Raw genomic sequence first — 24,279 nt, forward strand, 5'->3', positions numbered from 1 at the left:
ACTTGGTTTCGTTTATACTAATCAGTAAACAATAGAAGAATTTTACCATTAAAGCTGTTTAAACAAATAAAAACTTAACCGCAAAAGAGGCAAAAGCTATTAGTAATGTGTTATTATTTTACTTATTGAGAAAACAAAAGGTAATAAAAGAATAAAAATCAAAGATTTTTAAAAGCTATTGTGTTCTTATTTTACTGTTTAGTAATGAACTTAAATAACCGATGTGGTAATCTTTTGTGGTAAAAATAAAAGTTTAAACAAGTTTAATAATTAAATACAATATAACAATTAAAATTTGAAATATGAAAAACATTATCGAAGTGTGCTTTATACCGTCAAAAAATTGAAAGCTGGCTCATCTGGATAATTGTAATCTGTAAAACAACTGCTATTACTTAATTTAAATCTATTTTAATGATGTTTTTTATCTAGTATGCCAAATTTTGTAAATATCATAAAAAAACAGGCTTGTTTGAGCCTGTTTTCTAATTTTATTTTAAACTTCTTTCGAGCAAGGAAACTATTTTTGATACAAAATTAATATATTCTTATGCTACGTTTTATTTGCTTTTTATCGTATAATTCAACTCCAGTTTTTACTTTTTAAACATCTTAATACTCTGATTCTTTCCATTATAATATTTTACAATAAAAATATATAGTCCTAAGTTGAGATCAGAAAGGTCTATTTCTGTTGAGATCTTACGGATTTCTTTTACTATTTGCCCTGAAGCGGTAGTGATAATGATTGATTTTATATTACTTGTATCTGTTAGATTCACGACATTTGTGAAAGGATTAGGATACACTTTGAATAATGTGTTGGAAGAAACCTCATTGGCAGAAAGTACTGATGCTGTTTCCCAAAAGATATCGTCCAAATAATGTGATGCGTTTGTGGTACCATTATTTCTGATTGCCAATCTTGCGTTTGACGGAGCAGAGGCAGGTACAACTACTGTAAAGTCAGCATAAGTTGTAGAGGGAGTAATGGTTTGGATATTCACAAATGATGAAGCACTTGTAATATTTGTCACATATCCAATATCTAAGGATCCTGTACCTGTTGTCACTTTAGCTTTCATTCTTAACTGATTTGTTCCTGCACTTAGATTATTCAATTCTGGTAATATAGCAATTGAAAAATTGGCGGCACTTGAAGAGGTCATGGAAATGCTTCTTGATCCGGAGGCTGCGTTGGAATTGCTGATGGTTTGGGCGCCAGCCTGTGCCCCCATAATACGGTTCCAACATTTTGGGACGATATTTCCCGTAGTGTAACTATCAAAATTTTCAAATAAACCTGATATTGGTGCGCATTCTGTTGCAAAACTACCTAAAGCTGACCATGGGCTTTTATCTGTAGAAACTACACAAAGAACGAACCCAAACATTATATGTAGAGCTTGGCTGTAATAATGACAAGTTAGCTGAGGTTGTCGCAGATGATCCTGAAGGGGTTGCAGTACTTAATGGAGGCGTACTGTATAATGAATAATAATATTCATAACCGTCAGACGGCAATGAGGAGGGAGCCGTCCAATTGATGGTTGCCGTAGTAGTTGTAACTGCAGCAGACGTGATATTACTTGGCATATAGCATGTTGCTGTTTGGGTAAGATTAATGTCGTCAACTGTTAAATACCAATCGGCGGTTCCTGAGGGAGGTGTTGTTTTAGTTCCAGTAATTCTGAAACGGAAGTCAGAATCTAAAGGAACATCTCCCGCGGGTATTGTTGCGATAAATGCAGTACAATTAGTCTCTGAAGTGAAATTTATCTGATTTCCAATAGTATTCCATGTATTACCTCCGTTTACAGAATACTCCACAAGCATATTCCCGTAGGTGACATATACACTGTTTGATTTTTTTGCAGAATAATTGAAGCTTACAGAAATGGCGTTACCATTCGAGCTAGTATTGGAATACATCAGATAAGAGGTCATTGTGGAAGCAAGGGTTCCGTTCAGTTTTTTCCAAGCTGCCGCATTTCCGTTACAAGGATATCCTGCTGTAGTAGTTCGGGAAAATGGGCTGACGGCAGGATAAGACCATCCTGCAGAAGGAAATGTAGTAGATTCGAAACCCTCAGAAACTAAAATCTGTGCGTTTATAGCGATTGTAAAGAGGCTAAAACACCAAAATAAAGTCTTTTTCATTTTATTTATTTTTATTTAATTATTTGTTTTTCACCAGAACCCAACCTGAATATTTAACTTCGGTTCTTTTTAATTTTGATTCTGTCCAGCTTATAGAGTACCAGCATGTGCCGGTAGATAGTTTTCGTCCATTATAGCTACCGTCCCATTTATAACCGTTATTTTTAGAGGCATCAAAAACTTTTAATCCGTACCTGTCATAAACAGAGAACTTAAAGTTTTCTTTATGAGCTAAAGCACTGTAATCCAATATGTCATTGATTCCATCGTTATTGGGAGTAATTGCATTAATGAGGTTAGGAATCGTAATTTCTACAGATACGGAAGTACAATCATATGCATCTCTCACGTATACAATTCCGTTTCCTCTAGGTACTTTTGTAAAAACATTCGAATCTTGCCAGTTAATGTTATCAATAGAGTATTTGTATGGAACTGTTCCCCCTGTTGCATATACGGTAACTGTATTGGCATTAATCTCAATACTTGTGATTACCGGCTGTTCTGAAGAATATACTTTTACAGTTTGTTTTGTCCAGCATTCACCGGTTTTTAGTCTTACCCAATAAGTACCCACTGTTACATCAGATATTGTTTGTGCTGTCACTCCTGTACTCCATTGGTAACCATCAAAGGTCGGTCCTGCATCTAATGTGGTTTTGTCTTCCATGCAAATTACCTTATCTATTAATACTGGTGATGTAACAGGCGGAAATACAATAAGGGTAACCTGGGCAACTTTATAGCAGCCGTATGCATTTGTTACTTTTACATATGCTACACCGCTTGGTGCAATATAATTAGTTGGGTTTAAAATTTCATTCGTCCCGTTTATAGCATCAGTTGGTGAAGGATAGTATTTTTTTGTTGTACCTACTTGTGAAGACACAGGAGCTGTAGTAAGATTAAATAAACCTGTAACAATATTATTTTCGAGAAAACATGTTCTTAAAACAGCATCACTCACAATAGGACTTTCTATCATATTTAGGGTTAAAGTTACCTGCTCACAATCTGTAAAAATAGGATCATTTCCGCAAAACCTGTACACAATCGTATCTATACCCACATATCCTGAGTTTGCCATATAATTTATAACTCCTGTTACTGGGTCAATCGTTGCTGTTCCATACTGAGGTGGAGACGTAATTACTACAGAGTTTGGGAGATATGATTGGGTAGAATATGTAAAATCAGGAACAATAATTTGAGTATTATAGCAGACATCTATTGCTTTTGTAGATTCATATTGACATGAAGCATCTTCTGCATAATAACCACTGTACCCCAAAAATATACTTCCTCCTATGATTTCTGCACTTACAGGTTTATCTGAGTCTATTTTCACATTACCTGATAGTCCCATTAATGAGTAGGTTACCCAATAAGGATTTCCCGACACAGAATAAGGTCCTTCAATTACAGTCGGAATAATACCATTCACAGTCAAATTGGCGCCGGCCTGAGTTAAAACATTTAACTTTGTGCTTAATAATGGTAAAGGAACAGTGTTACTTACCCTTGGAAGATCGTCAACTTTAGGAATTTCATCAATTTTTTTTGACTGAATACATCCGATAGGAGGAACAAAGTTGAAACTGCCGGTTGCATTGCTGCCTGCAACGCCAGCAACGAGGTGGTAGACATATGCATTCTTACTCGTTCTGATATACATATTAAAGTGGTCATTCCCTTGGTTAATATAATTGGCTGCAGTAACTCTGTAGAACTGACCTTCGTTTAAAGTAACAACAGAAACAGTATTATTATTAATAAAAATCTGTGTATTATCTTCAGTTGCCACTATAATAGCTCCTTCTGTTTCTTTTGTAATATTTCCCATACCTTTTACAAGGACGTACTCCTTGCCCAAACGTTCTACAGGAACAGATTGGTCTAGGGTAATATCGGGTCCATCAAAAATCGTGTTGTTGGGTAATGAATATTGTCCCACAAAATTGCCATTGTTTAAAGATATAGGCTTGTCAGCAGTTATTTTGGCTCCTATGAATCCAGCTCTGTTCGCTGCGACATTAGAACGCCCTTCTATAATATACGATTGTCCTTTATTTAGAAAGAAAGTAATTGTGGGATTAGTTGCTCCTGTCATTCCATTGGAAAACTGCACAGAAGGGTCATAACCAGAAACTGTAACCGAAGTATTATCTTCCGTGGCTAATATACCACAAGTAAAATTATGCGTTGTCGTAGTTCCGCTACTGATATTTGTGATGGGAGCGTAAGCTGCATAAAATTTTTTGCCTATCCCCGATTTTCCTTTGGAAGTGATAATTTCTCCGTGTCCGACATCCGAAACCCTTAAATCTGCCATGAAAGGAACATCTGCCTTAGCATGAAGTCCTCGAGAAGTAACTTTGAATACTTCAGATTGTTGGTAAGCAATAATTAGATCTACAGGAACTACAAAAACACCTGGATTCCCATTACTGATCGTAATAGTACCAATAACAGCATTGTTGTTGTAAATCGTTACAGGAAAAGGGGTTGTTGAATCCGTAGAAAAGTATAAAGCCTGTCGGTTATTACTCGAAGATAAAGAGTTCCTGCTCATCATGGGAGCAAACCAATGTTCCTTATTTTTTTGTGCAAAAACACTATTAACGGTTAGAAAGAGTAAAAATAAAAGTAGACGTTTTATCATTATTATTATTTATCATCAAAGAATATTTAAGGTGAGATTTTGAAAAGCCAGTTATTGTTAATTTGTCTTCTCTTTTCATAAATTATTTCTTAATAATCTGAAATTATTTTCATACTATTGTGTTCAACAATATTAGTATTATATCAGACATAATTTTAGTTGTAGGCTTGCATTTTTATATAGATTCGTGTAAATTTACAAGAATTAATTTTTTAAATAACTGAAATACAATAGTTTGTAATTTAGTTTATATTAATTGAAATGGAATTACCCGTGCTTATATGTAAATCTTTTCCAAATATTTTTTTAAAAATTATTAAAAAAAGTAACTGTTTCTTACTTCTACTTTCCATTTGTCCTATTTTTTTTTTAGCACAAACCAATAAAGATTTTGAAATACTAAAAGACAAAGCTTTTCAAAAACTTTATGAAAATCCTGAAGATTGTATTCACTATACTCAAAGCTTGTTGTTAAGTGAAAAGGAAAAAGACAATAGGATTATCCTGCAAAAGATAATTTCACAAGCGTATATCTTAGAGGGAAATTATGTACAGGCAATATCTATATATAATCAAAGAGGAAATGAATATGAATCTGAAGGCTTAGCTTATTTCGTTCAACTTTTCGATAGTTACAACTTGGCAGATATTTATCAGGATCTGAAATTATATAGCCAATCGCAAAAAATTATTTCTCAGGTTTTAGAAGACCGAAATCTTTTAAAAACTACAGATGACAAAGTGAGATCAGTAGTTGCAAAACTCTATCAGCTTCAGGCAATAAATGCCGCTATCAGCAAAAACTATGAACTGGCAATTAAAAGTCTAAAGCAAAGTGATCAATATCTTGATATTAATACCAAGGAGGCAAGATTTCTAAAGCAAGAGAATGTAGTTTTCCTGAGTAGTTTTTTAATGCGTTTAAATAAACTAGATGAAGCCAAGCAATTTTTAGAAAAGATCATTCCGCAAATTGAGGTACATGATAAAAGTCCTTTCCTTCTGGCTTATGCGTATCAGAATTTATCAAAATGTTATTTTCAGAAAAAAGAATATACCATAGCGATAGAAAAACTAAAAATAGGTTTTCAAAAAATTGAGGAACTTCCATATAATGGAATGAAGCTGATTTTTTATGATTTATTTTCAAAAAATTATCTGGCTTTAAAAAACTATGAAAAATATGTTTACTACAATCATTTATATGACAGTACCAAAAAAATATTGGAAACCAACAGAAAAGAAGGAATACAATATAGTATAAAATTATTAGAAAGCCAACAGAAGGAAAATTATATATTCAAAGACCAGTTGCATAAAAGCACTTTCAAATCTTTAATCCAAATTTGTGTTTTTCTCATTTTAGGGTCGCTTATTTTTTGGTTTTATCAATTTAAAATAAGTAACAATCTAAAAAAACAGATTTTGTTTTTTCAAAAATTAGCAAAACAAGGCACAGTCTTTATTAAACAAAAAGCAACGAATGAAGATAAAAATTTAAAAGAGCAAATTTATGAGAAAGAGATCACAAACAGTTCAAAGGAAAGAGATTTAAAAATTCTAAAAAATATAGAAGAATGGGAGAAAACAGATAGTTTTTTAAATAAAAATATGTCTTTGACAGTTTTTTCACAACAGATAGGTATTAATAAACAATACTTGTCCGAATTTATCAATACTAATAAAGAAAAAAATTTCAATACTTATATTAATGAATTGAGAATCAGTCATATTGCGAATTTGTTAAAAAATGATCCTTCTTACCTAAATTATAAAGTGAGCTATCTTGCCGAATATGCAGGTTTTTCGTCACACGGCGCATTTTCTAACGTTTTTAAGTCAATAACAGGAATGTCACCAAACACTTATATACAACAAATTATTAAATCTAAATCTCAATGAAAAGGAACACACTTATTATCTTTTTTATGATGATATTGATTAATTTTTCTTGTTTTGCTCAGCAAATCAATGATGACAGTCTTTTTAAAAAAGCCAATCAGGAGTTTTACAATAATCCCAACGAATCGATCCAAATTGTGAAAGAACTCCTTAGAAAAGAGAAAAACAAAGATAAAATAATAAAACTATATCTTATAATTTCCTCCGCAGAACTCACAAAAGGAAACTCTGATGCCTCACTACAATATTTGTTAAAGGCACGTGAATTGGTACTAAGATCTAATGATCCCAAAGTACAAACAACTTTTTTTATTACTGTCGCCTTACAGTATGAGCAAATGGAGCTGGATTCAAAAACTTTGGAATCTCTCGACGAAGCTGAACAGTATTTAGCAAAAATTCCCGATGATACCTACTATAAATATTTTGAGATAGGCAGAGTAAATCTAGTAAGAGGGATGATTAGTAAAAAACAGAATAATCCAGAAATTGCACTTCAAAAATTTCAAATAGCAATAAAATCTTTCGAAAAAATTAAGGAAGCTCGCAAAACCTATTACAATCAAAGTATTTTATTTTTTTATATTGGTAATTGCTACTTAGATTTGGGAGTTCCCGAAAAAGCAGAAACCAGCTTTTATAAAAGCACACGATCTAGCAACTATTACAGCTTCTAACAGTTTAGAAGCTTTTGCTCTAAAAGGATTGTCGCAAATAAAAAAAATGAATCATCAAAATTATCAAGCATTACAATATTTAAAGAAAGCCGAAGAAAGAGGCAAAAAAACCGATGATTCTCTCCTTTTAGAAGAGATTTACAAGGAAATGGCCGATAATTATCTGGCTATGGGTGAACAAAATTACTATCAGTTATACAATAAAAAGCTCCAAGAATTGCAATTTAAAAGGGAACAGTTAGAATTAAGCTCTATAAATGAAACGATTAATATTCAAAATAAAAATTCTTCAATTAAAATACAGGAACTCGATTCTAAATACAAAAATCTAATTATTATTGTAGTTGTTTTTGCCTGCTGTATTTGTTTTAGTATTCTTTTTGCTGCATTTATATTGATGAAATACAATAAACAAAACACCAAAGAAATCCAAAATATATTAAGATATTAGAGTTTACAATGTTATGAGCTCAAAAAGACCTACAGAGATTTGACAATCGAGCTCTGATACTTTGTATTCTTTGATGCGAATTCTTCAATAAAACGCCAACTCTTCTTCAATTTTACAACGAGAGAATATCATGTAATGACTTGTCCAGATGAACTGAGCCTAGATTGGTTTTGCTTACAAACTCCCAGTATTTAATGTAACATGTCGACAAATTTCTTCGTTATCTGATATTATAAACAAAAACTTTCTGGTTCTGAAGGTTGATCTGACAGACGAAAGATCAATAGCAATATCCATGGAAGAAACCAATAATATGTTTGGAAGGATCGATGTGATCGTAAATAATGCAGGTTATGGGATTGGCGGAGCTATTGAAGAATTGTCAAAGCAAGAGATCAACGATAATTTCAATATCAATTTTTTTGCTGTCGTTAAAGTTATCCAACATGCATTACCTTATTTCAGGAACCAACATTCAGGGTACATCATCAATATTTCCTCTATTGCCGGTTTTGCATCAGGACTTGGTTGGAGCATTTATTGCGTTGCTAAATTTGCAGTCACAGGTTTGTCAGATGCTTTGTCCAATGATCTAAAGCCATTGGGAATCAATGTGAAAGCAATTTTGCCTGGCTGGTTTCGAACTAATTTTGCAAAACAAGATTCCATTGCTTTTAACAAAAAACAAATTGGCGATTACAGTTTTTTGAGAACGGCACATCAAAAAATGAATGAAATTGACGGCAAACAGCTAGATAACCTCAATAAGGTCGCTGACGCTTTCATTGAATTTGTGGACAGTCAAAATCCTCCTACACTTTTATTTTGAGGAAGCGATGCTCATCAAAGAGCCACGGAAAAAATGGCTCAGTTATCACAACAAATTGAAGAATGGGAAAATCTTTCAACCTCAAAAGATTTTGAACCATAAAGGAAGATTACTTTTTTATCTGCCTTCTTTTTTTCTTCATTCTGTCTGCAAAATTTTCTTCTTCGTGATCTTCACCTGATACCAATGGTAAGAAGCCACCAATGGATTCAATTAAACCATTTTCGTATTTATTAGATCTATTTACTAAGTCAAATAAAACCTCTGATCCTTTTGTAATAGAATCCCCATCATCTGCTCTGGATTTTTTTTGCTGTTGTGCAAAAGGTTCTTTAATCTCCTTTTTGATGTTATTATTCCAACAATCATTAAAAATATTTGCAGAACATTCTTTTCCCAACCGTGATCCGTTCCAGACCGTTTTAGATTGCTGATCAATAAAAGTTATTCCATAGATCCTACCGTTTTCATTTTTGCGGACTATAGTGTCAATTCCTTCTTTTTTCAATTTCTTTTTAAAAACCTGCTCATCTTTTGATGATTGAAGGGCTTCCGTAATCGATGTTCTTAGATGTTGTTTGAGTAGGGGATCATTATTTTTATGTATGTAGCCAGTAAAGTGGTTTTCGATAGCATTAATTCCTGCATTTTTCCCAAATAAGGATGCTTTAAAAGGATTTCCAGCTTTTTTGCCTTGACTATCTAGTGGAAAATATAGCAATCCTCTTTTTAATTGACCATGTAATTCTCCCTCCACTTTCTCCACAGTAATATTAAATAGTGAAAGCAGCGCATTGTACTCCCCAAGAGATTGAAATTGATAGTAGCTTGGAAGGCGCTTTATAACCGATCCAATCTGGCTTTTGATATTTCCATGTATGTAATCGACCGGTTGAAAGATCTTATGATTTTGCTGACCTTGTTTTTCTGTTGCCGAGATCAGTTTAAATTTCTTTTCCAGTTCCCGGCAGATTTTCATAGAACGGATCTTTTCATATGTATCGGAGATCTTCTTTCCATTTTCATCCACAGCAACTGAAACAATATGGATATGACTCCGGTCGATATCAGTATGTTTAAATACTACAAATGGCTGATCACCGTAACCCATCTGATCCATATAAATCTGTGCCATTTCTTGATACTGCTCATCAGAGACCTTGTCTTTAGGATCAGGATTCAGGGAGATATGCAAAGTGTGTTTTTCAGTCTTTCGGTTTGCCAAAAGATAAGGTTCAAATGATCTCGCCAATTGAGTAACAGAATACTTCCTGTCAGCTGTTTCAATAATTTTGTTGGTCATCAGAATTTCTCCTTTATCCTGTTCCATTTTTGAATTATTATAGGACAGTGTGCCAATAAGATTACTGCTTCTACCAATTTTTGCGATCATTTTATTCCTGATTTTTCAAATGCTTTTGATCAAATTCTTCTGTCAACTGCATTACTTTCTTGAAGATATCGACCATTTCTACGGTCTGTTTTTCCAATTTGTAGAGTATAGCTGCTGCTTTTTTCTCAGAAAAATTAATATATAACAGTTTAACCATCTGATTATAATTGACCCCAACAGCGCGAAACTGGCTGTGAAATGAGGTCAATCGCATATAAAAATCTACTGTTCCTTTGTCAACTTTTACGGTCTTAATCGTCTTTTCAAAAATGCACGATGTGATAAAATGTGCCTTCACTTTCATTTCCGACTGATCAAAAAGTTCGAGAAAGCGGGAATGCTCTACTTCATTAAATGAGATCGTATACCGAATCTTGGCCGGATCCGCCTTTGGACGGCGGCCTGTCTTTTTCTGTGGTTTACCATTATGTTCATTCATAATCCATCCATTTTAATTTACAAAACATCGACTTCGGAGATTGTTTCTGCCCCCTGCAAGGGCAAGTTGTTTTGAGCATCCGAAAACGTTTCGAGATGCTCAAAACACAACTTGCCCCTTTCGGGTGAAAGGTCAATCCCATTATACAGGAGATTTAGTCCGGAATACCGGAATCTCAAGATCTGAAAAGATCAAGATCTACGGCCTGGCAGTCTCGTTGAACAAAGTAAACCACAATGTTTCACAGATTCTCTGAAATTGAGAATGCCAAACAAGACCACCACAAGCCAAAGACAACCATTCAGATGCTGACTAGAAAAGGGTTTTATTTATTTGTGCAAGAAGGTCAGCAGGACTGATGTAAGGCAAAATTGTTTGACATCTTGAAGGCAAACATTCCTGCCTTTAGGAATTCAAGCTTTCAGGACATCCTGAATTCCCACAGGATTAAGATCAGTCAGGAATTATAACCTGACGGAATTACAGGATCCTTTCAAGAAAGACCAACTGAATGAGTGAAGTCTCGCCTTAAGGTTAGAAGGCAAAAGTGCTTTCAACGCATTCAGATTCCTGGAGAGCTGGATATAGTTCAAGACTGCTTGCCAACTGACATTACTGATGTACAACGACCAATGTTAAATAATAAAATCAAAAAAATGGAAACAAAAAAACAACCATCAATTATTGTCTTTTCCACTCAAAAGGGAGGGGTAGGAAAAAGTACTTTCACAGCACTTTTGGCAAGTATTCTTCATTATCGCTTAGGGTATCAAGTCGCAGTGTTTGACTGTGATTTCCCGCAGTACAGTTTGATACAGATGCGGGAGAGGGATCTTAAGACCGTGATGCAAAATGAGGTATTAAAAAAAATGGCGCATAAGCAGTTCACCAGCATCAATAAAAAAGCCTATCCTATTTTCCAGAGCAAGACCGATACGGTTTTGCACGAACTTGAAGAATATCTTGCTAATGACGATGTCCTACCGAGCGTCGTTTTTCTGGATCTGCCAGGTACGGTCAATACGCCAGGTATTTTAAGTACACTAGCAAATGTCCATCATATTTTTTCTCCTATCACGGCAGACCGGGTTGTTCTTGAAAGTACCTTGAGTTTCACGGATGTTCTTACCAATATATTGATGAAGAAAAAGCATACCGAGATCAAAAGTATTCATCTTTTCTGGAATCAGGTCGATGGCAGGGAGAAAACGTCATTATATAATAATTATGAAAAGGTCATCAAAGATCTTGGTCTTCAACTGATGAAAACTTCCATTACAGACAGCAAGAGATTTCGTAAAGAAGGGGAGACGGTCGCAAAAACCGTTTTCCGTTCGACATTATTGCCGGCAGACCCTAAGTTGATGACCTTATGCCGACTCGATCAGTTTATGGATGAGTTTTTAAATATTGTAAAATTGTAAAAAGATGGACAGTGATAAAAAGAACAACGAAGACAAAAGCATCGACGAACAATATCTGATGTCCATTATGGCGGGCAGCACAAAGAAAGAGCCTCCGAACCAGGAACCGGATTCCCCACAGGAAAAACCGGAGGTGAAGCAAAAAATAAAAAACAAAAAAAATGTGGAAATAACTTATGCCGAGCAGTTTCTGACCCATCACACGATGACCAAGCGTGGTGATAAGAGTATCTACATCCGTCCCGAATACCATGAGCGACTTTCCCGGATCATCCAGATCATTGCCGACGACCAGATCCCTCTGTACGCTTATCTCGACAATGTATTAGCGCATCACTTCGAAACTTTTGAAAAGGAGATCACCGATGATTTCAATAATAAATACCGTCCAATCTTTTAATCTATCATCTTATGGAACAATTTATCATTATAGGGCTATTACTAATTATCATCCTACTACTGTGGGATAGGAAGTTTATAAGTAAGAATCCTAAGCAAAAGAGTACTGAAGCTCAACTAGCTATACCCTCTGTTATGGGAAAAACAAAGATAGAAGAGAGAAGACCAGTGCCATCTGATGTCGATCAAGGCCAAGAAGAATCTATCGTGCCTAAAGCAGATAATTTTGATTCAGAAACCAAAGAGGAAGTAATTGAAAATACGACTTCAAACAAAGAACTTGACGAGATACTGGTCAAAAATAATGATGAGGAAGACGAGGAAGAAGACTGGCAGTATCAGGATGATTCTAAAATAGAAAGCGGGTTTGCCACAGGGGTTACCTTTCAGGAATTGAGTACTGCGGGACAGTTGCTTCAGCAAGATGTGCTGGAGCCTGACTTAGAACAACAAGCAGTTCACATCATTCAAAAAATTCACGGAACCGAGCTTTTTGACCTTTTAGAAAATTCGTTGGACGACGCTTCAAAGCGAGTTGCTAATTTGCTGAGCCAGAGTATTTCGAATGAAGATGGGGGAATTTCGTTTAAGCGTAAAAATGATGCAGATGGTTTCGATATTGGGGAATTTGTTTAGGTAAATTCCCCTTTAATATTTTGATAAGATAGAAAATAATTTTATAAGGATAATGATCCTCAATTAGATATATTTCATTACAACAAGTTTAAAACTCAAAACCATTCTTATTTCTCCAGTCTATTTCCTCCTGCGTTGCCGGTAGAAGCTTGTCCAGTATTTATACTGCGCCAGTCTGGACTTCTTCTATGAATGGTCTTAGATCTCTGTTATATTCTTCAAAAGCCAGTTAAAAATTACCATTGTTCTTTTCAAAATATCCGCCAAAGCTGTCGTCCCCGATGATAGCCAGCGAACCTCCCATTCCAGCTGCCGGCGCAGCGCAATAGTCGATCAAGTTAATATTACAACGACCCATTTTTAAAATTTAATTTGCGATAACTAACTGTAAACCTTTTCTATAAATTGACTTACAGAAGTTGGTTTTCTATCTAAAAAAGTTGACAAAGTATCATCTTCTTTGTCCATTGTCTGTTGCTTTAGAGCAGTACTCCACATCGTAAACATACCGATGTATATTTCTGGAACACCCGCCTTTTCCAGAGTAGTTTTAAACTCATTGATATCAGGGGATTTGTAGTCAATTTTTTCACCTAATACTTCCGAAATATTCTGAGCTATGGAAGTAAAATCAACAGATTCAGTATTGGTTAACGTATAGGTTTTGTTGATATGATCTTTTGTGATTAAAACGTGGGCAGCAGCTTCGGCCAATTCTTCACGTAGTACCCAGCTTGCTTTTCCTTCGCCTGCTGGAAACAGAATAGTTTTAGTATCAGCAACTTTATCACCCAGAAAAGCAAGTATCATTTCGGTATAAATACCATTTTGAAGAATCGTATAACTCACTCCACTTTCTTTCAAATACTTTTCCGTCTCAACGTGAGAATTTTGAAAATCTGCAATGGCTGAATCTTCATATCTTGGTTTTCTTACAAAGGAAGTATAAACAATATGGTTTACTCCCGATGCTTTTGCAGCTTTTATTGCGTTTTTGTGATGCTCTGTACGGTTCTCAATTGCTTCTCTATTATTACTTGAGACTAATAATAATTTATCTAAACCTTGAAAGGCTTGAACCATCGAACTATGGTCAGTATAATTGCCTTCCTTTATATGTACGCCTTGTTCCTTTAGACTTGTTGCTTTAGTGGCATCTCTAACCAAAACGGAAATCTCAGAAGGATTTACTCCTTTTTTTATTAAATGTTCAACTACTTTTGAGCCAAACTGACCGGTTGCACCTGTTATTAAAATCATAATTTTTATTTTTCAGATTTATTAATAATTACTATTTGCTTCTTTGAAGTTTGTCATTGCTAATATAAGATGCAATTAAAATTACAAGAAAAACCACTCCTGCTATAATTTTACCATCAGGATCGCCCACCATATAGTGAGCTAATGAAGCTGAAGCAAACATAATTGCGAAACCAATGTATGCTGTCTCTTTTAACATGCGTAAAGGCAGCCAAAGCAAAACTGCACCGATAAGCTTTGTTATTCCTAATTCAATTCTGAAATAATCTGGAAACCCAAGATGCGCCATCGATACTTTTACTTCAGGTTTTGTAAGGGTCTCAAACGCAATAAATACCATCATAGCGGAAATAATTCCTGTTGTAACATAATACGTTATTTTTATTGTTTTCATTTTATTTGTTTTAACAATTTGACATTGCGAAATTATGTATATTTACTAACCAAAATAGAGTAGTTACCGAAATGTAAGTAGTAACTTTTTGGTTAGTTGATTAGAACAAAACGAAGGTATGCCAACAAATAAATTAGAATATTCACCTGTACAATGCACAAATCGTCTATTAGCAACTGAAGACGCTTTATATGTTCTTGGCAGTAGGTGGACAATACGAGTGATGATTGGAATTCTAGGCGGACATAGAAGATTCAATGAATTGCAGCGAGCCGTAAAAGGTATTTCTGCAAAAATGTTGTCAAGCGAATTGAAAAAATTAGAAGAAAATCATTTAGTTGAAAGAACAGTGTTTGCCGACCAAATTCCCGTAATTGTAGAATATATTCCTACCGAATACAGTGAATCCTTGAAGGAAATTATTACTGCTTTGTCTAAATGGGGTGCAAATCACAGAAAGAAAATTACAACCGATAATTAGTATAGGGCAAAACCCAATTTTGATAAAATATGAATTAAATCATACAAAGCATTTAAAAAATATAAGGCATTAACTATTCTCTGTTATCAAACAACTGATGTAGTTTCTGTTGAAGAAGCGTTTTGTCGGGAAGCTCTGTCTTGTATTCAGAGACCATAGTTGGTGACAAGCTCCGGCTTAGTGCATATTCTACAACCTCACTGTCTTTGTCCTTGCAAAGCAATATCCCAATGCTTGGGTTTTCGTTCTGACGTTTGACATCTCTATCCAGCGCCTCCAGATAAAAGTTGAGCTGCCCCAAATGTTCAGGTTTGAATTTGTCTACTTTCAGTTCAAAAGCGACCAGGCATTGCAGACCATGATGGAAGAATAAAAGATCGATGAAGAAATCCGAATTGCCTACCTGAACTTTGTACTCTTCACTGATAAAAAGAAAATCTCTGCCCAATTCCAGGATGAAGTTTTTCATCTGCTGTATCAGACTTTTTTGGAGATCACTTTCATTGAACGTTTCAGGCAAATTCAAAAAGTCAAAGATATAGCTGTCTTTAAAGGTATTGGCAATATCTGCATTACTTTCTCTCAACGCTGTTGAGAGTTTTGAATTCCGGATCATGGTTCTTTCAAATTGGCTGCTCGATATTTGCCTGTCAAGTTCACGAAAGCTGTAATTCTCCTGCTTAGTCCGTTTGATGTAAAATTCCTGTTCTTCAATTGTTTTGCAACGTTAAAAGATAGCCAGATTGTGAGACCAGCTGATTTCTCTCAACAGTGTTGAGATTTTTTGGAAATGTTTTATAGGTTTCATAAAACTGTTTCATTCTCCACAGGTTTTTATCTGAAAACCCTTTAATATCAGGTTCATTGGTCTGGATATACAAAGAGAGTTTCTTTGACCACAGATTGTCCCCATTCACTTAATTCCACCTTTTTGCTGATATGTTCACCAATATTCCAATATAAATTGATCAATTCTGCATTGACTGTTTTTATAGCATTGTTATGAGATTGTTTGATGAGTACAATAATATCCGCAAACCTTTTATCCATAATATCCTTTTTTGAAGTTCCTTACAAATTTACCATTAATTACAAACGAACGTAATCCGATAGAATGTCAGTTCACAGCCAAAAGATTCCTGACGAGGCTATCAGCTTAAAAAGAGTCCGAGGCTCCGACATCTTTGTCTCATAGTTCCGCAAAGTGCGGCGCACCTAACAAATTGATGTGTTTCAATTATGAAAAAACAAAGAAAAAAACTACGGGTATTAGGTCTGACCCTTATCGCAGTAACAGGTGTCTATGCCCAAGGCAATGGTACCGCAGGAATCAACGAGGCTACCCAGATGGTCACCTCATATTTTGAACCTGCCACCCAGCTCATCTATGCCATCGGAGCAGTCGTTGGACTGATAGGTGGCGTAAAGGTTTATAACAAGTTCAGCAGCGGTGACCCCGACACCAGTAAGACCGCTGCCAGCTGGTTCGGAGCGTGTATATTTTTAATTGTCGCTGCTACGATCCTCCGATCATTCTTCCTTTAAAAATTATTGTTATGAATACTTATCATATCAACAAAGGAATCGGAAGAACGGTAGAGTTCAAAGGACTCAAGGCGCAGTATCTATTCATTTTTACAGGCGGATTATTGGGGATACTCGTATTTGTGATGGTCATGTATATGGCTGGTGTCAATACCTATCTCTGCCTTACGATTGGCGGAGCAAGTAGTGCCATTCTGATCTGGCAGACCTTCTCACTGAACGGAAAATACGGTGAACACGGCTTGATGAAATTAGGAGCTCAAAAGAAGCATCCCAAATACATCATCAGCCGTAAGTGCATTTATCGTTATCTGAAAAGTAACCGTCAAAAAGCTGCAGTATGAGAAATTCCTCTAGAGCCGCAACGCTGGAGAGTAAATTCCCACTGCTTGCGATTGAGAACGATTGCATTATTTCAAAAGATGCGGATGTCACGGTTTGCTTCAAGGTCAGACTTCCAGAATTATTTACGGTAGCATCGGCAGAATATGAAGCGATCCATTCAGCCTGGTTCAAGGCCATTAAAACCTTACCAGATTTTACCGTCGTCCACAAACAGGATTGGTTTATCAAAGAAAACTACAATCCTGATCTGTCCAGAGAAGACCAAAGTTTTTTATCAAAATCCTTTGAAAGACATTTCAATGAGAGACCATTCTTAAACCACTACTGTTACCTGTTCATTACAAAGACCAGTAAAGAAAGAATGCGGATGCAGAGCAACTTTTCGTCCCTCTGCAAAGGCAAACTGATCCCTAAGGAGATCAAAGACAAAGAGATGATCAGCCGCTTTATGGAAGCTGTTGACCAGTTCGAAAGAATTATGAATGACAGCGGTTATATTCATCTGGAAAGAATGACCGAAGATGAGATCTCAGGAACCGAAAGCCAGTCAGGAATATTGGAGCAGTATCTGACCCTGTCAAGAGAAGCCAATCCATCGCTACAAGATATCAAACTCGGATCAGAAGAAATGCGCATCGGCAACAACCGTATCAGTATGCATACTTTATCCGACACCGATGACCTGCCCGGGACTGTCTCATCACATAGTCGATATGAAAAGTTAAGTACCGACAGGAGTGACTGCCTATTGTCTTTCGCATCTCAGGTAGGACTTTTATTAAGCTGCAATCACATTTATAACCAATATCTGTTCATTGACAACAGCGATGAGAATCTATCCAAGTTTGAAAAGTCTGCCAGAAACATGCACTCGCTGGCAAGGTATAGCAGGGCGAACCAGATCAATAAGGAATGGATAGAAAAGTATCTGAATGAAGCTCACTCATACGGTCTGCCATCCATCCGTGCCCATTTCAATGTGATGTCATGGTCGGACAGTGCTTCTGAATTGAAACAAATAAAGAATGATACAGGCAGTGCTTTAGCCTTGATGGAATGCAAACCACGCCACAATACCACGGATACGGCAACATTATATTGGGCTGGGATTCCTGGCAATGCGGGTGACTTTCCAAGCGAAGAAAGCTTTTACACGTTCATCGAACCGGCTTTGTGTTTCTTCACCGAAGAAACCAATTATCAGGATTCACCATCACCGTTCGGGATCAAGATGGCGGATCGGCTGACCGGAAAACCCATTCATCTGGATATCTCCGATCTTCCGATGAAGCAGGGGATTATTACCAACCGGAACAAGTTTATTTTGGGACCTTCAGGAAGTGGTAAATCCTTTTTCACCAACCATATGGTCAGACAATATTATGAGCAGGGTGCTCATGTTCTATTGGTAGATACCGGAAATTCCTATCAGGGCTTGTGCGAACTGATCAAGGGCAAGACAAAAGGGGAGGACGGCGTGTATTTTACCTATACAGAAGACAATCCGATTGCTTTCAATCCATTCTATACCGATGACGGTGTCTTTGATATTGAAAAACGGGAAAGCATCAAGACCCTGATCCTTACTTTATGGAAAAGGGATGATGAACCACCAAGCCGTTCAGAGGAAGTGGCCTTGTCCAATGCCGTGAGCGGCTATATTGAACAGATCAAACACAGTGGTAAATTTCCATCATTCAATGGATTCTATGAGTACGTGAAAGATGACTATCAAAAAGTCCTTGAGCAGAAGAAGGTCAGGGAAAAGGACTTTGATATTGCCAATTTTCTGAATGTTCTCGAACCTTATTACAAAGGCGGCGAATACGATTATCTGTTGAATTCAGAAAAACAGCTTGACCTGTTGTCGAAACGTTTCATAGTATTCGAGATCGATGCGATCAAAGACCACAAGATCCTGTTCCCGATCGTGACCATAATCATTATGGAGGTCTTCATCAATAAGATGCGAAGACTGAAAGGAATCAGAAAACTCATCCTCATTGAAGAAGCCTGGAAAGCGATCGCTAAAGAAGGCATGGCAGAGTACATCAAATATCTTTTCAAGACAGTCAGGAAATTCTTCGGGGAAGCCATCGTGGTGACCCAGGAAGTGGATGACATCATCCAGTCACCGATCGTCAAAGAAAGCATCATCAATAATTCAGACTGCAAAATCCTGTTGGATCAGCGCAAGTATATGAACAAGTTCGATGATATCCAGGCGATGCTTGGCCTCACGGATAAGGAAAAATCACAGGTGCTTTCAATCAATATGAACAACGATCCGAGAAGATTGTACAAAGAGGTCTGGATCGGATTGGGCGGAACGCACTCTGCGGTCTATGCCACCGAAGTTTCCACCGAGGAATACCTCGCTTATACCACCGAAGAAACTGAAAAAATGGAAATCATGAATTTGGCTTCTGAACTTGACGGCAATATGGAACACGCCATCAAGAGGATCTCTCTCAGAAGAATCAAATCAACTAAGAACAATTAATTCAATCATTTAAAATTTTACAACAATGAAAAATTTGATCATTAAAACAGCAATGGTAGCCATTTTTGCTACCGCAACTTATGCGAAGGCTCAATTCGTAGTGACCGATCCGGCGAATCTCGCTTCAGGAATTCTGAACTCAGCCAATGAAATTGTGCAGACCTCATCAACCGTTTCCAATGTCGTCAAGAACTTCAACGAAGTCAAGAAGGTGTATGAACAGGGAAAAGAATATTATGACAAGCTGAAAGCCATCAACAATTTGGTCAAAGACGCCCGAAAGGTGCAGCAGACCGTTCTGATGGTAGGCGACGTATCAGAAATATACGTCACCAATTTCAGCAAGATGCTCAACGATCCCAACTTCAATGCGCAGGAGCTGACGGCCATTGCGAACGGCTATTCAGCACTACTGACCGAAAGTACGGAACTTTTAAAAGAACTGAAGGAGATCATCACAGCCAATGGGCTTTCGCTCAATGATAAAGAAAGAATGGATGTGATCGACCGTGTATATAAGGAGGTCAAAGAATACCATAATCTGGTGCGCTACTACACGAACAAGAATATTTCTGTCAGCTATCTCAGAGCGAAAAAACAGAACAATACAAAAAGGGTTCTAGATCTTTATGGTACTTCAAATCAAAAATACTGGTAAGATGGAACCTACTAATCTACACGAAGTACTTCGTTCGGTCTATGATGAGATGATGCCATTGTGTGCCGATATGGCTGCGGTAGCAAAAGGGGTTGCCGGATTGGGTGCACTGTTCTATGTAGCCATCAAGGTATGGCAATCGCTGAGCCGTGCCGAACCGATCGACCTGTTTCCGATGCTCAGACCTTTTGCCATTGGTATCTGTATTATGTTCTTTTCAACATTGGTATTAGGCAGTGTCAATGGCGTGTTAAGTCCGATCGTTCAGGGAAGTCATTCGATGTTGGAGGATCAGGTTCTGGATCTGAACGACCTCCAGCAAAAAAAAGATCTTCTGGAGCGGGAAGCCTTGCTCAGAAATCCCGAAATGGCCTATCTGATATCGGATGAGGAATTTGACAAGAAGCTTGATGAGCTTGGATGGTCTCCATCAGACTTGGTGACCATGTCCGGGATGTATATCGAAAGGGAGATGTTCGATATCAAAAAGCAGATCAGGGATGGATTCCGCGAGTTTCTGGAGATTCTATTCCAGTCAGCAGCTTTGGTCATTGATACAATAAGGACCTTTTTCCTCATCGTCCTTTCCATATTGGGACCTATCGCTTTTGCCATTTCAGTATGGGATGGTTTTCAGACCACACTAACCCAATGGCTGACGAGATACATCAGTGTCTATCTGTGGCTACCGGTTGCTGATATTTTCAGTTCAATCCTTGCAAAAATACAGTCGCTCATTCTGGAGCGGGATATTGAGATGCTGGCAGATCCGAACTTCATTCCTGATACTTCCAACACCGTGTACATCATCTATATGATCATCGGGATCATCGGATATTTTACGGTTCCAACCGTTACCGGATGGGTCATTCAGGCAGGAGGTGCCGGTAACTTTATGCGCAATGTCAACCAAACCGCTACAAAATCAGGAAATATTGCGGGAGCAGCAGCAGGCAGTGCAACGGGTAATATCTCAGGCAGATTATTAAAATAAAAATACAATTTAATGGAATTTAAAACTTTAAGAAATATTGAGAGCAGCTTTAAACAGATCCGCTTATTCACATTCGTCTTTGCAATACTCTGTTTTGCAGTGGTGGGCATTGTCGTTTTTAAGTCTTATCAGTTTGCAGAAGAACAACGACAGAAGATTTATGTACTGGATAACGGCAAATCGCTGATGGTGGCGCTGTCACAGGATATGTCGATCAACAGGCCTGTAGAAGCCAGGGAGCATGTAAGGCGTTTTCATGAGCTGTTCTTTACAGTGGCGCCGGATAAAAATGCCATTGAAAGCAATGTTAAAAGAGCTTTCAACCTGGCAGACCAGTCGGCGTTCGATTATTATAAAGACCTTCAGGAGAAAGGATATTATAACAGGATCATCTCAGGCAACATCCAGCAGAGGATAGAGGTTGATAGTGTTGTCGCCGACTTTAACAATTACCCATATCCGGTCAAGACCTTTGCAAGACAATTCATTATCCGGTCCAGTAATCTGACGATACGAAGTCTGATCACCAATTGTTCATTAGTGAACTCCGTTAGGTCAGACAGCAATCCCCAGGGATTTACCATTGAGAAATTCAATGTCATTGAAAATAAAGATGTTGAAACTGTTGAACGTTAAAATCAAAACAATGAAAAAAATAAGAGATAAAATAGAACACCATATTTTGTGTACAGACAGAAAATGGAAGGCGCTTCCAGAGAAGCGGCAAAGGTTCTTCACCAAGCTATTTTTTACATGCTATACGGTAATTACCATACTAGTACTGATCACCATCTGTATTTCGACTGGGAATAAAACCAATACGATGTCGATCGATCATATCAGCAGTATTTCAGACCGCCCTACAGTGGAAAAACTTGCGAATGACAGACCAGCAAATGTCCCTCTTAAAAAAATAACGCGATGAGAGGTTCAGATAAAATCAAGATCACTGAAAGTGAAGCACCCCCATTAGAACAGGAATCAAGGGGTCTTCAAAATTTGCAGTGGGAGCGAGTAAAGAGACCGATGATTTATTTTTTGATGACAGCGGTATGTGCGGGCTGTTTCTACCTCATCTTCAAACCAAAGGACAATAAGATTACTGAAGATACCGGATTTAATGCAGGAATACCACAGGCAAAGGACGGTCAGTTGCAATCTGATAAACAGAAAGCGTATGAGCAGCAGCTGTTGGAACAAAAAAATGAAGAGAAAAGAAATGCAATAACCACCTTGTCAGATTATTGGACTGACCAAAACAATCTGAACCAAAATTCGGGTCAAGACCAGTTAAGAAATGATACTAACGGTTTAGCCGAGTCCAATCAGAGTGCAGTCAACAGCTATCGAAATGCACAGCAAACCCTTGGCTCTTTCTACGGCAGGGATGAGCAGGAAGTGAATAACCTCAGGAAAGAAATATCCAGATTAAAGAACGAAGCTTTACCGAGCAATACTGCTCCTGCCGGGCTTGGAGTCAATGACCAATTGGAGCTGATGGAAAAATCTTACCAGATGGCTGCGAAATACCTTCCCCAAAATAATAAGCAGGAAGAACCTGTATCAAGAGAGGATGATGTGAGGCAGCCTTCTGGAAATAAAGTAGTGCTCACAGCAGTAGAACCAGCCCATTTAAATGTTGTTTCGTCATTGTACAGGGAGCTATCAGACAGTGCCTTTCTGGCTGGTCTGAATGATAGCAGAATGTTCGGGACTAAAACTACCGAGTATTCTAAAAATGCGATCAAAGGTATTGTACAGGAGACCAAGACGATGACTACTGAAAGTACATTGTCGATCAGACTCTCTGAAGGTATGCGGGTTGGTCGCACTGAAATCCCCTCTGGAACTTTACTTAAAGCTACTGGTAAATTTCAGAACGGGAGACTGCAGCTTGTCATTTCATCAATCGAATATAAGGGAAGTATCTATCCTGTAGAGGTCAATGTTCATGATAATGATGGGCAGCCGGGGCTATCGATTCCGTATTCACCGGAACAAAATGCAGTGACCGACATTGTGGGAAGTATGGGACAAACGTCAGGAACCAACATTATGATGACGCAGTCGGCAGGTCAGCAGATTGCGGCGGATTTAAGCAGAGGAGTGGTGCAGGGCTTGTCGGGCTATTTTCAAAAGCGGGTCAGACAACTAAAAGTAATAGTAAAGGCAGGTCATCAGGTGTTTCTTGTGCCCAAAAAGTAACCAATTAAATAATAAAAAATGAACAAAATAAAAAGCCATTATCTATTGATAATCGTGTTTATGCTTTCGGTGAGCAGACTGTCTGGTCAGGATTCTATTTTAACTTATTTACCACTTGAAGAGGCAAAGTTAGAACCTTACCAAATACAGGTGACCTACAATAAGACCTCACATTTACTGTTTCCCTCGCGTATTCGCTATGTTGACCTGGGGAGTGATCTGTTGATTGCTGGTAAAGCAGAACCTGTCGGGAATGTCCTTCGAATCAAATCGGCAGTTAGGGGTTTTGAGGAAGAAACCAATTTTTCGGTGATTACCGAAGACGGGAAATTTTACAACTTCGATGTGTATTACAGTGCTTATCCGTACATATTGAGTTATGATCTTTTACAGCAGCAAAGAAGAATGGAACAGCAATATTCTACGGATGTCTTGTTTGAAGACCTTAAAGGAAGTTCGTCTACTCTGACGGAACTTATTATGGAAAACCTATATGTAAAAAGCAACAGGACCATTAAACATATCTCATCGAAAAATTATGGGATACATTTTTCAGTCCGGGCTTTGCATGTGAATGACAACAAATTTTATTTCACCTTACAGGTTAGAAACAGCAGTAATGTGTCGTTCGATGTTGACCTGATCAATTTTAAAATTGTCGATAAAAAGAATTTAAAAAGAACCATTGTTCAGGACAAACTGTTGGAGCCGTTACGGGTCTATACTCCAGTGACAACAGTACCGTATCATTCCGACATAGTAGGGGTTTATCTATTGGATCAGTTCACCCTTCTGAAAGATCAGGTTTTGGAAATCGAAATTCTGGAAAAAAATGGCGGACGGCATCAGAAGGTTCAGCTTGAAAATAAAGACCTCCTCAATGCCAAACTAATTAGCGGTCTAAATATAAAAACGAAGTAAG

General features: G+C 37.3%; 25 protein-coding genes. 16 read left to right on the top strand and 9 right to left on the bottom strand.

Annotated features, from left to right (window positions below):
- Positions 1-596: 596 nt before the first annotated feature.
- The 3 genes from J3D55_RS11520 to J3D55_RS11530 are packed head-to-tail and all read right to left on the bottom strand — an operon-like array spanning position 597 to position 4,822.
- Positions 597-1,394 (bottom strand): T9SS type A sorting domain-containing protein, encoded by a 798-nt coding sequence (locus J3D55_RS11520; RefSeq protein ID WP_259131218.1) that lies wholly within the window; start codon positions 1,392-1,394, stop codon positions 597-599.
- Entirely contained in the window at positions 1,357-2,160 is an 804-nt protein-coding gene (locus J3D55_RS11525; RefSeq protein WP_259131220.1) for a fibronectin type III domain-containing protein, read from the bottom strand. Before J3D55_RS11525 ends, J3D55_RS11520 begins: the two co-directional genes overlap by 38 nt.
- Positions 2,161-2,179: 19 nt before the next feature.
- Positions 2,180-4,822, bottom strand: coding sequence for a T9SS type B sorting domain-containing protein (locus tag J3D55_RS11530; RefSeq protein WP_259131222.1), 2,643 nt, complete (start codon positions 4,820-4,822; stop codon positions 2,180-2,182).
- 261 nt (positions 4,823-5,083) lie between these two features.
- Here J3D55_RS11530 and J3D55_RS11535 point away from each other — a divergent pair, with 261 nt between their 5' ends.
- The 4 genes from J3D55_RS11535 to J3D55_RS11550 all read left to right on the top strand — a co-directional run bounded on the left by J3D55_RS11535 (position 5,084) and on the right by J3D55_RS11550 (position 8,681).
- Entirely contained in the window at positions 5,084-6,724 is a 1,641-nt protein-coding gene (locus tag J3D55_RS11535; RefSeq protein WP_259131224.1) for a helix-turn-helix domain-containing protein, read from the top strand.
- On the top strand, positions 6,721-7,401 hold the full coding sequence (locus J3D55_RS11540; RefSeq protein ID WP_259131225.1) for a hypothetical protein: 681 nt from the start codon (positions 6,721-6,723) through the stop codon (positions 7,399-7,401). Before J3D55_RS11535 ends, J3D55_RS11540 begins: the two co-directional genes overlap by 4 nt.
- Before the next feature lie 46 nt (positions 7,402-7,447).
- Positions 7,448-7,852, top strand: a complete 405-nt coding sequence (locus tag J3D55_RS11545; RefSeq protein ID WP_259131227.1) for a hypothetical protein — start codon at positions 7,448-7,450, stop codon at positions 7,850-7,852.
- Positions 7,853-8,063: 211 nt separating this feature from the next.
- Positions 8,064-8,681: an SDR family NAD(P)-dependent oxidoreductase gene (locus J3D55_RS11550; protein WP_259135094.1), complete on the top strand. Its 618-nt coding sequence runs from the start codon at positions 8,064-8,066 to the stop codon at positions 8,679-8,681.
- 109 nt (positions 8,682-8,790) lie between these two features.
- Here the strand turns inward: J3D55_RS11550 and mobB are convergent, their stop codons facing one another.
- Together mobB and mobA are read right to left on the bottom strand one after the other, a co-directional pair.
- Positions 8,791-10,074, bottom strand: a complete 1,284-nt coding sequence (mobB, locus tag J3D55_RS11555) for a conjugal transfer protein MobB (RefSeq protein WP_259131230.1) — start codon at positions 10,072-10,074, stop codon at positions 8,791-8,793.
- A gap of 1 nt (position 10,075) precedes the next feature.
- On the bottom strand, positions 10,076-10,513 hold the full coding sequence (gene mobA, locus J3D55_RS11560) for a conjugal transfer protein MobA (protein ID WP_259131232.1): 438 nt from the start codon (positions 10,511-10,513) through the stop codon (positions 10,076-10,078).
- Positions 10,514-11,169: 656 nt separating this feature from the next.
- On the opposite strand from mobA, the gene J3D55_RS11565 reads away from it, so the two are divergent.
- The 3 genes from J3D55_RS11565 to J3D55_RS11575 are packed head-to-tail and all read left to right on the top strand — an operon-like array spanning position 11,170 to position 12,972.
- Positions 11,170-11,937 carry a ParA family protein gene (locus J3D55_RS11565; RefSeq protein ID WP_259131234.1) on the top strand — a complete coding sequence of 256 codons (768 nt, stop codon included), beginning with the start codon at positions 11,170-11,172 and terminating at the stop codon, positions 11,935-11,937.
- 4 nt (positions 11,938-11,941) lie between these two features.
- Complete coding sequence (locus J3D55_RS11570; protein ID WP_259131236.1) at positions 11,942-12,337, top strand: DUF3408 domain-containing protein; 396 nt, start codon at positions 11,942-11,944, stop codon at positions 12,335-12,337.
- Positions 12,338-12,348: 11 nt separating this feature from the next.
- Complete coding sequence (locus J3D55_RS11575; protein ID WP_259131238.1) at positions 12,349-12,972, top strand: hypothetical protein; 624 nt, start codon at positions 12,349-12,351, stop codon at positions 12,970-12,972.
- A gap of 381 nt (positions 12,973-13,353) precedes the next feature.
- On the opposite strand, the gene J3D55_RS11580 is transcribed toward J3D55_RS11575, so the two are convergent.
- Together J3D55_RS11580 and J3D55_RS11585 are read right to left on the bottom strand one after the other, a co-directional pair.
- Positions 13,354-14,232 (bottom strand): SDR family oxidoreductase, encoded by an 879-nt coding sequence (locus J3D55_RS11580; RefSeq protein ID WP_259131240.1) that lies wholly within the window; start codon positions 14,230-14,232, stop codon positions 13,354-13,356.
- 31 nt (positions 14,233-14,263) lie between these two features.
- Positions 14,264-14,626: a DoxX family protein gene (locus J3D55_RS11585; protein ID WP_063970937.1), complete on the bottom strand. Its 363-nt coding sequence runs from the start codon at positions 14,624-14,626 to the stop codon at positions 14,264-14,266.
- A gap of 118 nt (positions 14,627-14,744) precedes the next feature.
- Here J3D55_RS11585 and J3D55_RS11590 point away from each other — a divergent pair, with 118 nt between their 5' ends.
- Complete coding sequence (locus J3D55_RS11590; protein WP_063970936.1) at positions 14,745-15,107, top strand: winged helix-turn-helix transcriptional regulator; 363 nt, start codon at positions 14,745-14,747, stop codon at positions 15,105-15,107.
- Between the two features lie 73 nt (positions 15,108-15,180).
- On the opposite strand, the gene J3D55_RS11595 is transcribed toward J3D55_RS11590, so the two are convergent.
- Both J3D55_RS11595 and J3D55_RS11605 read right to left on the bottom strand, forming a co-directional pair.
- Complete coding sequence (locus J3D55_RS11595; protein WP_259131244.1) at positions 15,181-15,723, bottom strand: PDDEXK nuclease domain-containing protein; 543 nt, start codon at positions 15,721-15,723, stop codon at positions 15,181-15,183.
- 245 nt (positions 15,724-15,968) lie between these two features.
- On the bottom strand, positions 15,969-16,157 hold the full coding sequence (locus tag J3D55_RS11605; protein WP_259131247.1) for a DUF1016 N-terminal domain-containing protein: 189 nt from the start codon (positions 16,155-16,157) through the stop codon (positions 15,969-15,971).
- Between the two features lie 189 nt (positions 16,158-16,346).
- Here J3D55_RS11605 and J3D55_RS11610 point away from each other — a divergent pair, with 189 nt between their 5' ends.
- The 8 genes from J3D55_RS11610 (at position 16,347) to traN (ending at position 24,278) form a co-directional block, all read left to right on the top strand.
- Positions 16,347-16,652, top strand: a complete 306-nt coding sequence (locus tag J3D55_RS11610) for a DUF4134 domain-containing protein (protein WP_259131249.1) — start codon at positions 16,347-16,349, stop codon at positions 16,650-16,652.
- 11 nt (positions 16,653-16,663) lie between these two features.
- Positions 16,664-16,996: a DUF4133 domain-containing protein gene (locus J3D55_RS11615; RefSeq protein ID WP_259131251.1), complete on the top strand. Its 333-nt coding sequence runs from the start codon at positions 16,664-16,666 to the stop codon at positions 16,994-16,996.
- Positions 16,993-19,500, top strand: coding sequence for a TraG family conjugative transposon ATPase (locus tag J3D55_RS11620; RefSeq protein WP_259131253.1), 2,508 nt, complete (start codon positions 16,993-16,995; stop codon positions 19,498-19,500). Before J3D55_RS11615 ends, J3D55_RS11620 begins: the two co-directional genes overlap by 4 nt.
- A gap of 25 nt (positions 19,501-19,525) precedes the next feature.
- Complete coding sequence (locus J3D55_RS11625; RefSeq protein ID WP_103231221.1) at positions 19,526-20,158, top strand: DUF4141 domain-containing protein; 633 nt, start codon at positions 19,526-19,528, stop codon at positions 20,156-20,158.
- A gap of 1 nt (position 20,159) precedes the next feature.
- Positions 20,160-21,152, top strand: coding sequence for a conjugative transposon protein TraJ (gene traJ / locus J3D55_RS11630; RefSeq protein ID WP_259131254.1), 993 nt, complete (start codon positions 20,160-20,162; stop codon positions 21,150-21,152).
- A 12-nt stretch (positions 21,153-21,164) separates the two neighbouring features.
- Entirely contained in the window at positions 21,165-21,788 is a 624-nt protein-coding gene (traK, locus tag J3D55_RS11635) for a conjugative transposon protein TraK (protein WP_259131255.1), read from the top strand.
- Between the two features lie 285 nt (positions 21,789-22,073).
- Positions 22,074-23,357, top strand: a complete 1,284-nt coding sequence (gene traM / locus J3D55_RS11640) for a conjugative transposon protein TraM (protein ID WP_259131256.1) — start codon at positions 22,074-22,076, stop codon at positions 23,355-23,357.
- Positions 23,358-23,375: 18 nt separating this feature from the next.
- Complete coding sequence (traN, locus tag J3D55_RS11645; protein WP_259131257.1) at positions 23,376-24,278, top strand: conjugative transposon protein TraN; 903 nt, start codon at positions 23,376-23,378, stop codon at positions 24,276-24,278.
- Position 24,279 lies beyond the last annotated feature (1 nt).

Source organism: Chryseobacterium ginsenosidimutans (assembly GCF_024807225.1).
In the GTDB taxonomy this organism is placed as follows: Bacteria; Bacteroidota; Bacteroidia; order Flavobacteriales; family Weeksellaceae; genus Chryseobacterium; species Chryseobacterium ginsenosidimutans.

What these genes read in the sequence shown, in the direction of transcription:
- J3D55_RS11575 (WP_259131238.1), top strand. Translation starts at nt 12,349, where the DNA reads ATGGAACAATTTATCATTATAGGGCTATTACTAATTATCATCCTACTA.
- mobB (WP_259131230.1), bottom strand. Translation starts at nt 10,074, where the DNA reads ATGATCGCAAAAATTGGTAGAAGCAGTAATCTTATTGGCACACTGTCC.
- J3D55_RS11570 (WP_259131236.1), top strand. Translation starts at nt 11,942, where the DNA reads ATGGACAGTGATAAAAAGAACAACGAAGACAAAAGCATCGACGAACAA.
- traJ (WP_259131254.1), top strand. Translation starts at nt 20,160, where the DNA reads ATGGAACCTACTAATCTACACGAAGTACTTCGTTCGGTCTATGATGAG.
- J3D55_RS11520 (WP_259131218.1), bottom strand. Translation starts at nt 1,394, where the DNA reads ATGTTTGGGTTCGTTCTTTGTGTAGTTTCTACAGATAAAAGCCCATGG.
- J3D55_RS11530 (WP_259131222.1), bottom strand. Translation starts at nt 4,822, where the DNA reads ATGATAAAACGTCTACTTTTATTTTTACTCTTTCTAACCGTTAATAGT.
- traM (WP_259131256.1), top strand. Translation starts at nt 22,074, where the DNA reads ATGAGAGGTTCAGATAAAATCAAGATCACTGAAAGTGAAGCACCCCCA.
- traK (WP_259131255.1), top strand. Translation starts at nt 21,165, where the DNA reads ATGGAATTTAAAACTTTAAGAAATATTGAGAGCAGCTTTAAACAGATC.
- J3D55_RS11540 (WP_259131225.1), top strand. Translation starts at nt 6,721, where the DNA reads ATGAAAAGGAACACACTTATTATCTTTTTTATGATGATATTGATTAAT.
- J3D55_RS11615 (WP_259131251.1), top strand. Translation starts at nt 16,664, where the DNA reads ATGAATACTTATCATATCAACAAAGGAATCGGAAGAACGGTAGAGTTC.
- mobA (WP_259131232.1), bottom strand. Translation starts at nt 10,513, where the DNA reads ATGAATGAACATAATGGTAAACCACAGAAAAAGACAGGCCGCCGTCCA.
- J3D55_RS11525 (WP_259131220.1), bottom strand. Translation starts at nt 2,160, where the DNA reads ATGAAAAAGACTTTATTTTGGTGTTTTAGCCTCTTTACAATCGCTATA.
- J3D55_RS11595 (WP_259131244.1), bottom strand. Translation starts at nt 15,723, where the DNA reads ATGATCCGGAATTCAAAACTCTCAACAGCGTTGAGAGAAAGTAATGCA.
- J3D55_RS11590 (WP_063970936.1), top strand. Translation starts at nt 14,745, where the DNA reads ATGCCAACAAATAAATTAGAATATTCACCTGTACAATGCACAAATCGT.
- J3D55_RS11610 (WP_259131249.1), top strand. Translation starts at nt 16,347, where the DNA reads ATGAAAAAACAAAGAAAAAAACTACGGGTATTAGGTCTGACCCTTATC.
- traN (WP_259131257.1), top strand. Translation starts at nt 23,376, where the DNA reads ATGAACAAAATAAAAAGCCATTATCTATTGATAATCGTGTTTATGCTT.
- J3D55_RS11605 (WP_259131247.1), bottom strand. Translation starts at nt 16,157, where the DNA reads ATGGATAAAAGGTTTGCGGATATTATTGTACTCATCAAACAATCTCAT.
- J3D55_RS11585 (WP_063970937.1), bottom strand. Translation starts at nt 14,626, where the DNA reads ATGAAAACAATAAAAATAACGTATTATGTTACAACAGGAATTATTTCC.
- J3D55_RS11545 (WP_259131227.1), top strand. Translation starts at nt 7,448, where the DNA reads ATGAATCATCAAAATTATCAAGCATTACAATATTTAAAGAAAGCCGAA.
- J3D55_RS11620 (WP_259131253.1), top strand. Translation starts at nt 16,993, where the DNA reads ATGAGAAATTCCTCTAGAGCCGCAACGCTGGAGAGTAAATTCCCACTG.
- J3D55_RS11580 (WP_259131240.1), bottom strand. Translation starts at nt 14,232, where the DNA reads ATGATTTTAATAACAGGTGCAACCGGTCAGTTTGGCTCAAAAGTAGTT.
- J3D55_RS11535 (WP_259131224.1), top strand. Translation starts at nt 5,084, where the DNA reads ATGGAATTACCCGTGCTTATATGTAAATCTTTTCCAAATATTTTTTTA.
- J3D55_RS11565 (WP_259131234.1), top strand. Translation starts at nt 11,170, where the DNA reads ATGGAAACAAAAAAACAACCATCAATTATTGTCTTTTCCACTCAAAAG.
- J3D55_RS11625 (WP_103231221.1), top strand. Translation starts at nt 19,526, where the DNA reads ATGAAAAATTTGATCATTAAAACAGCAATGGTAGCCATTTTTGCTACC.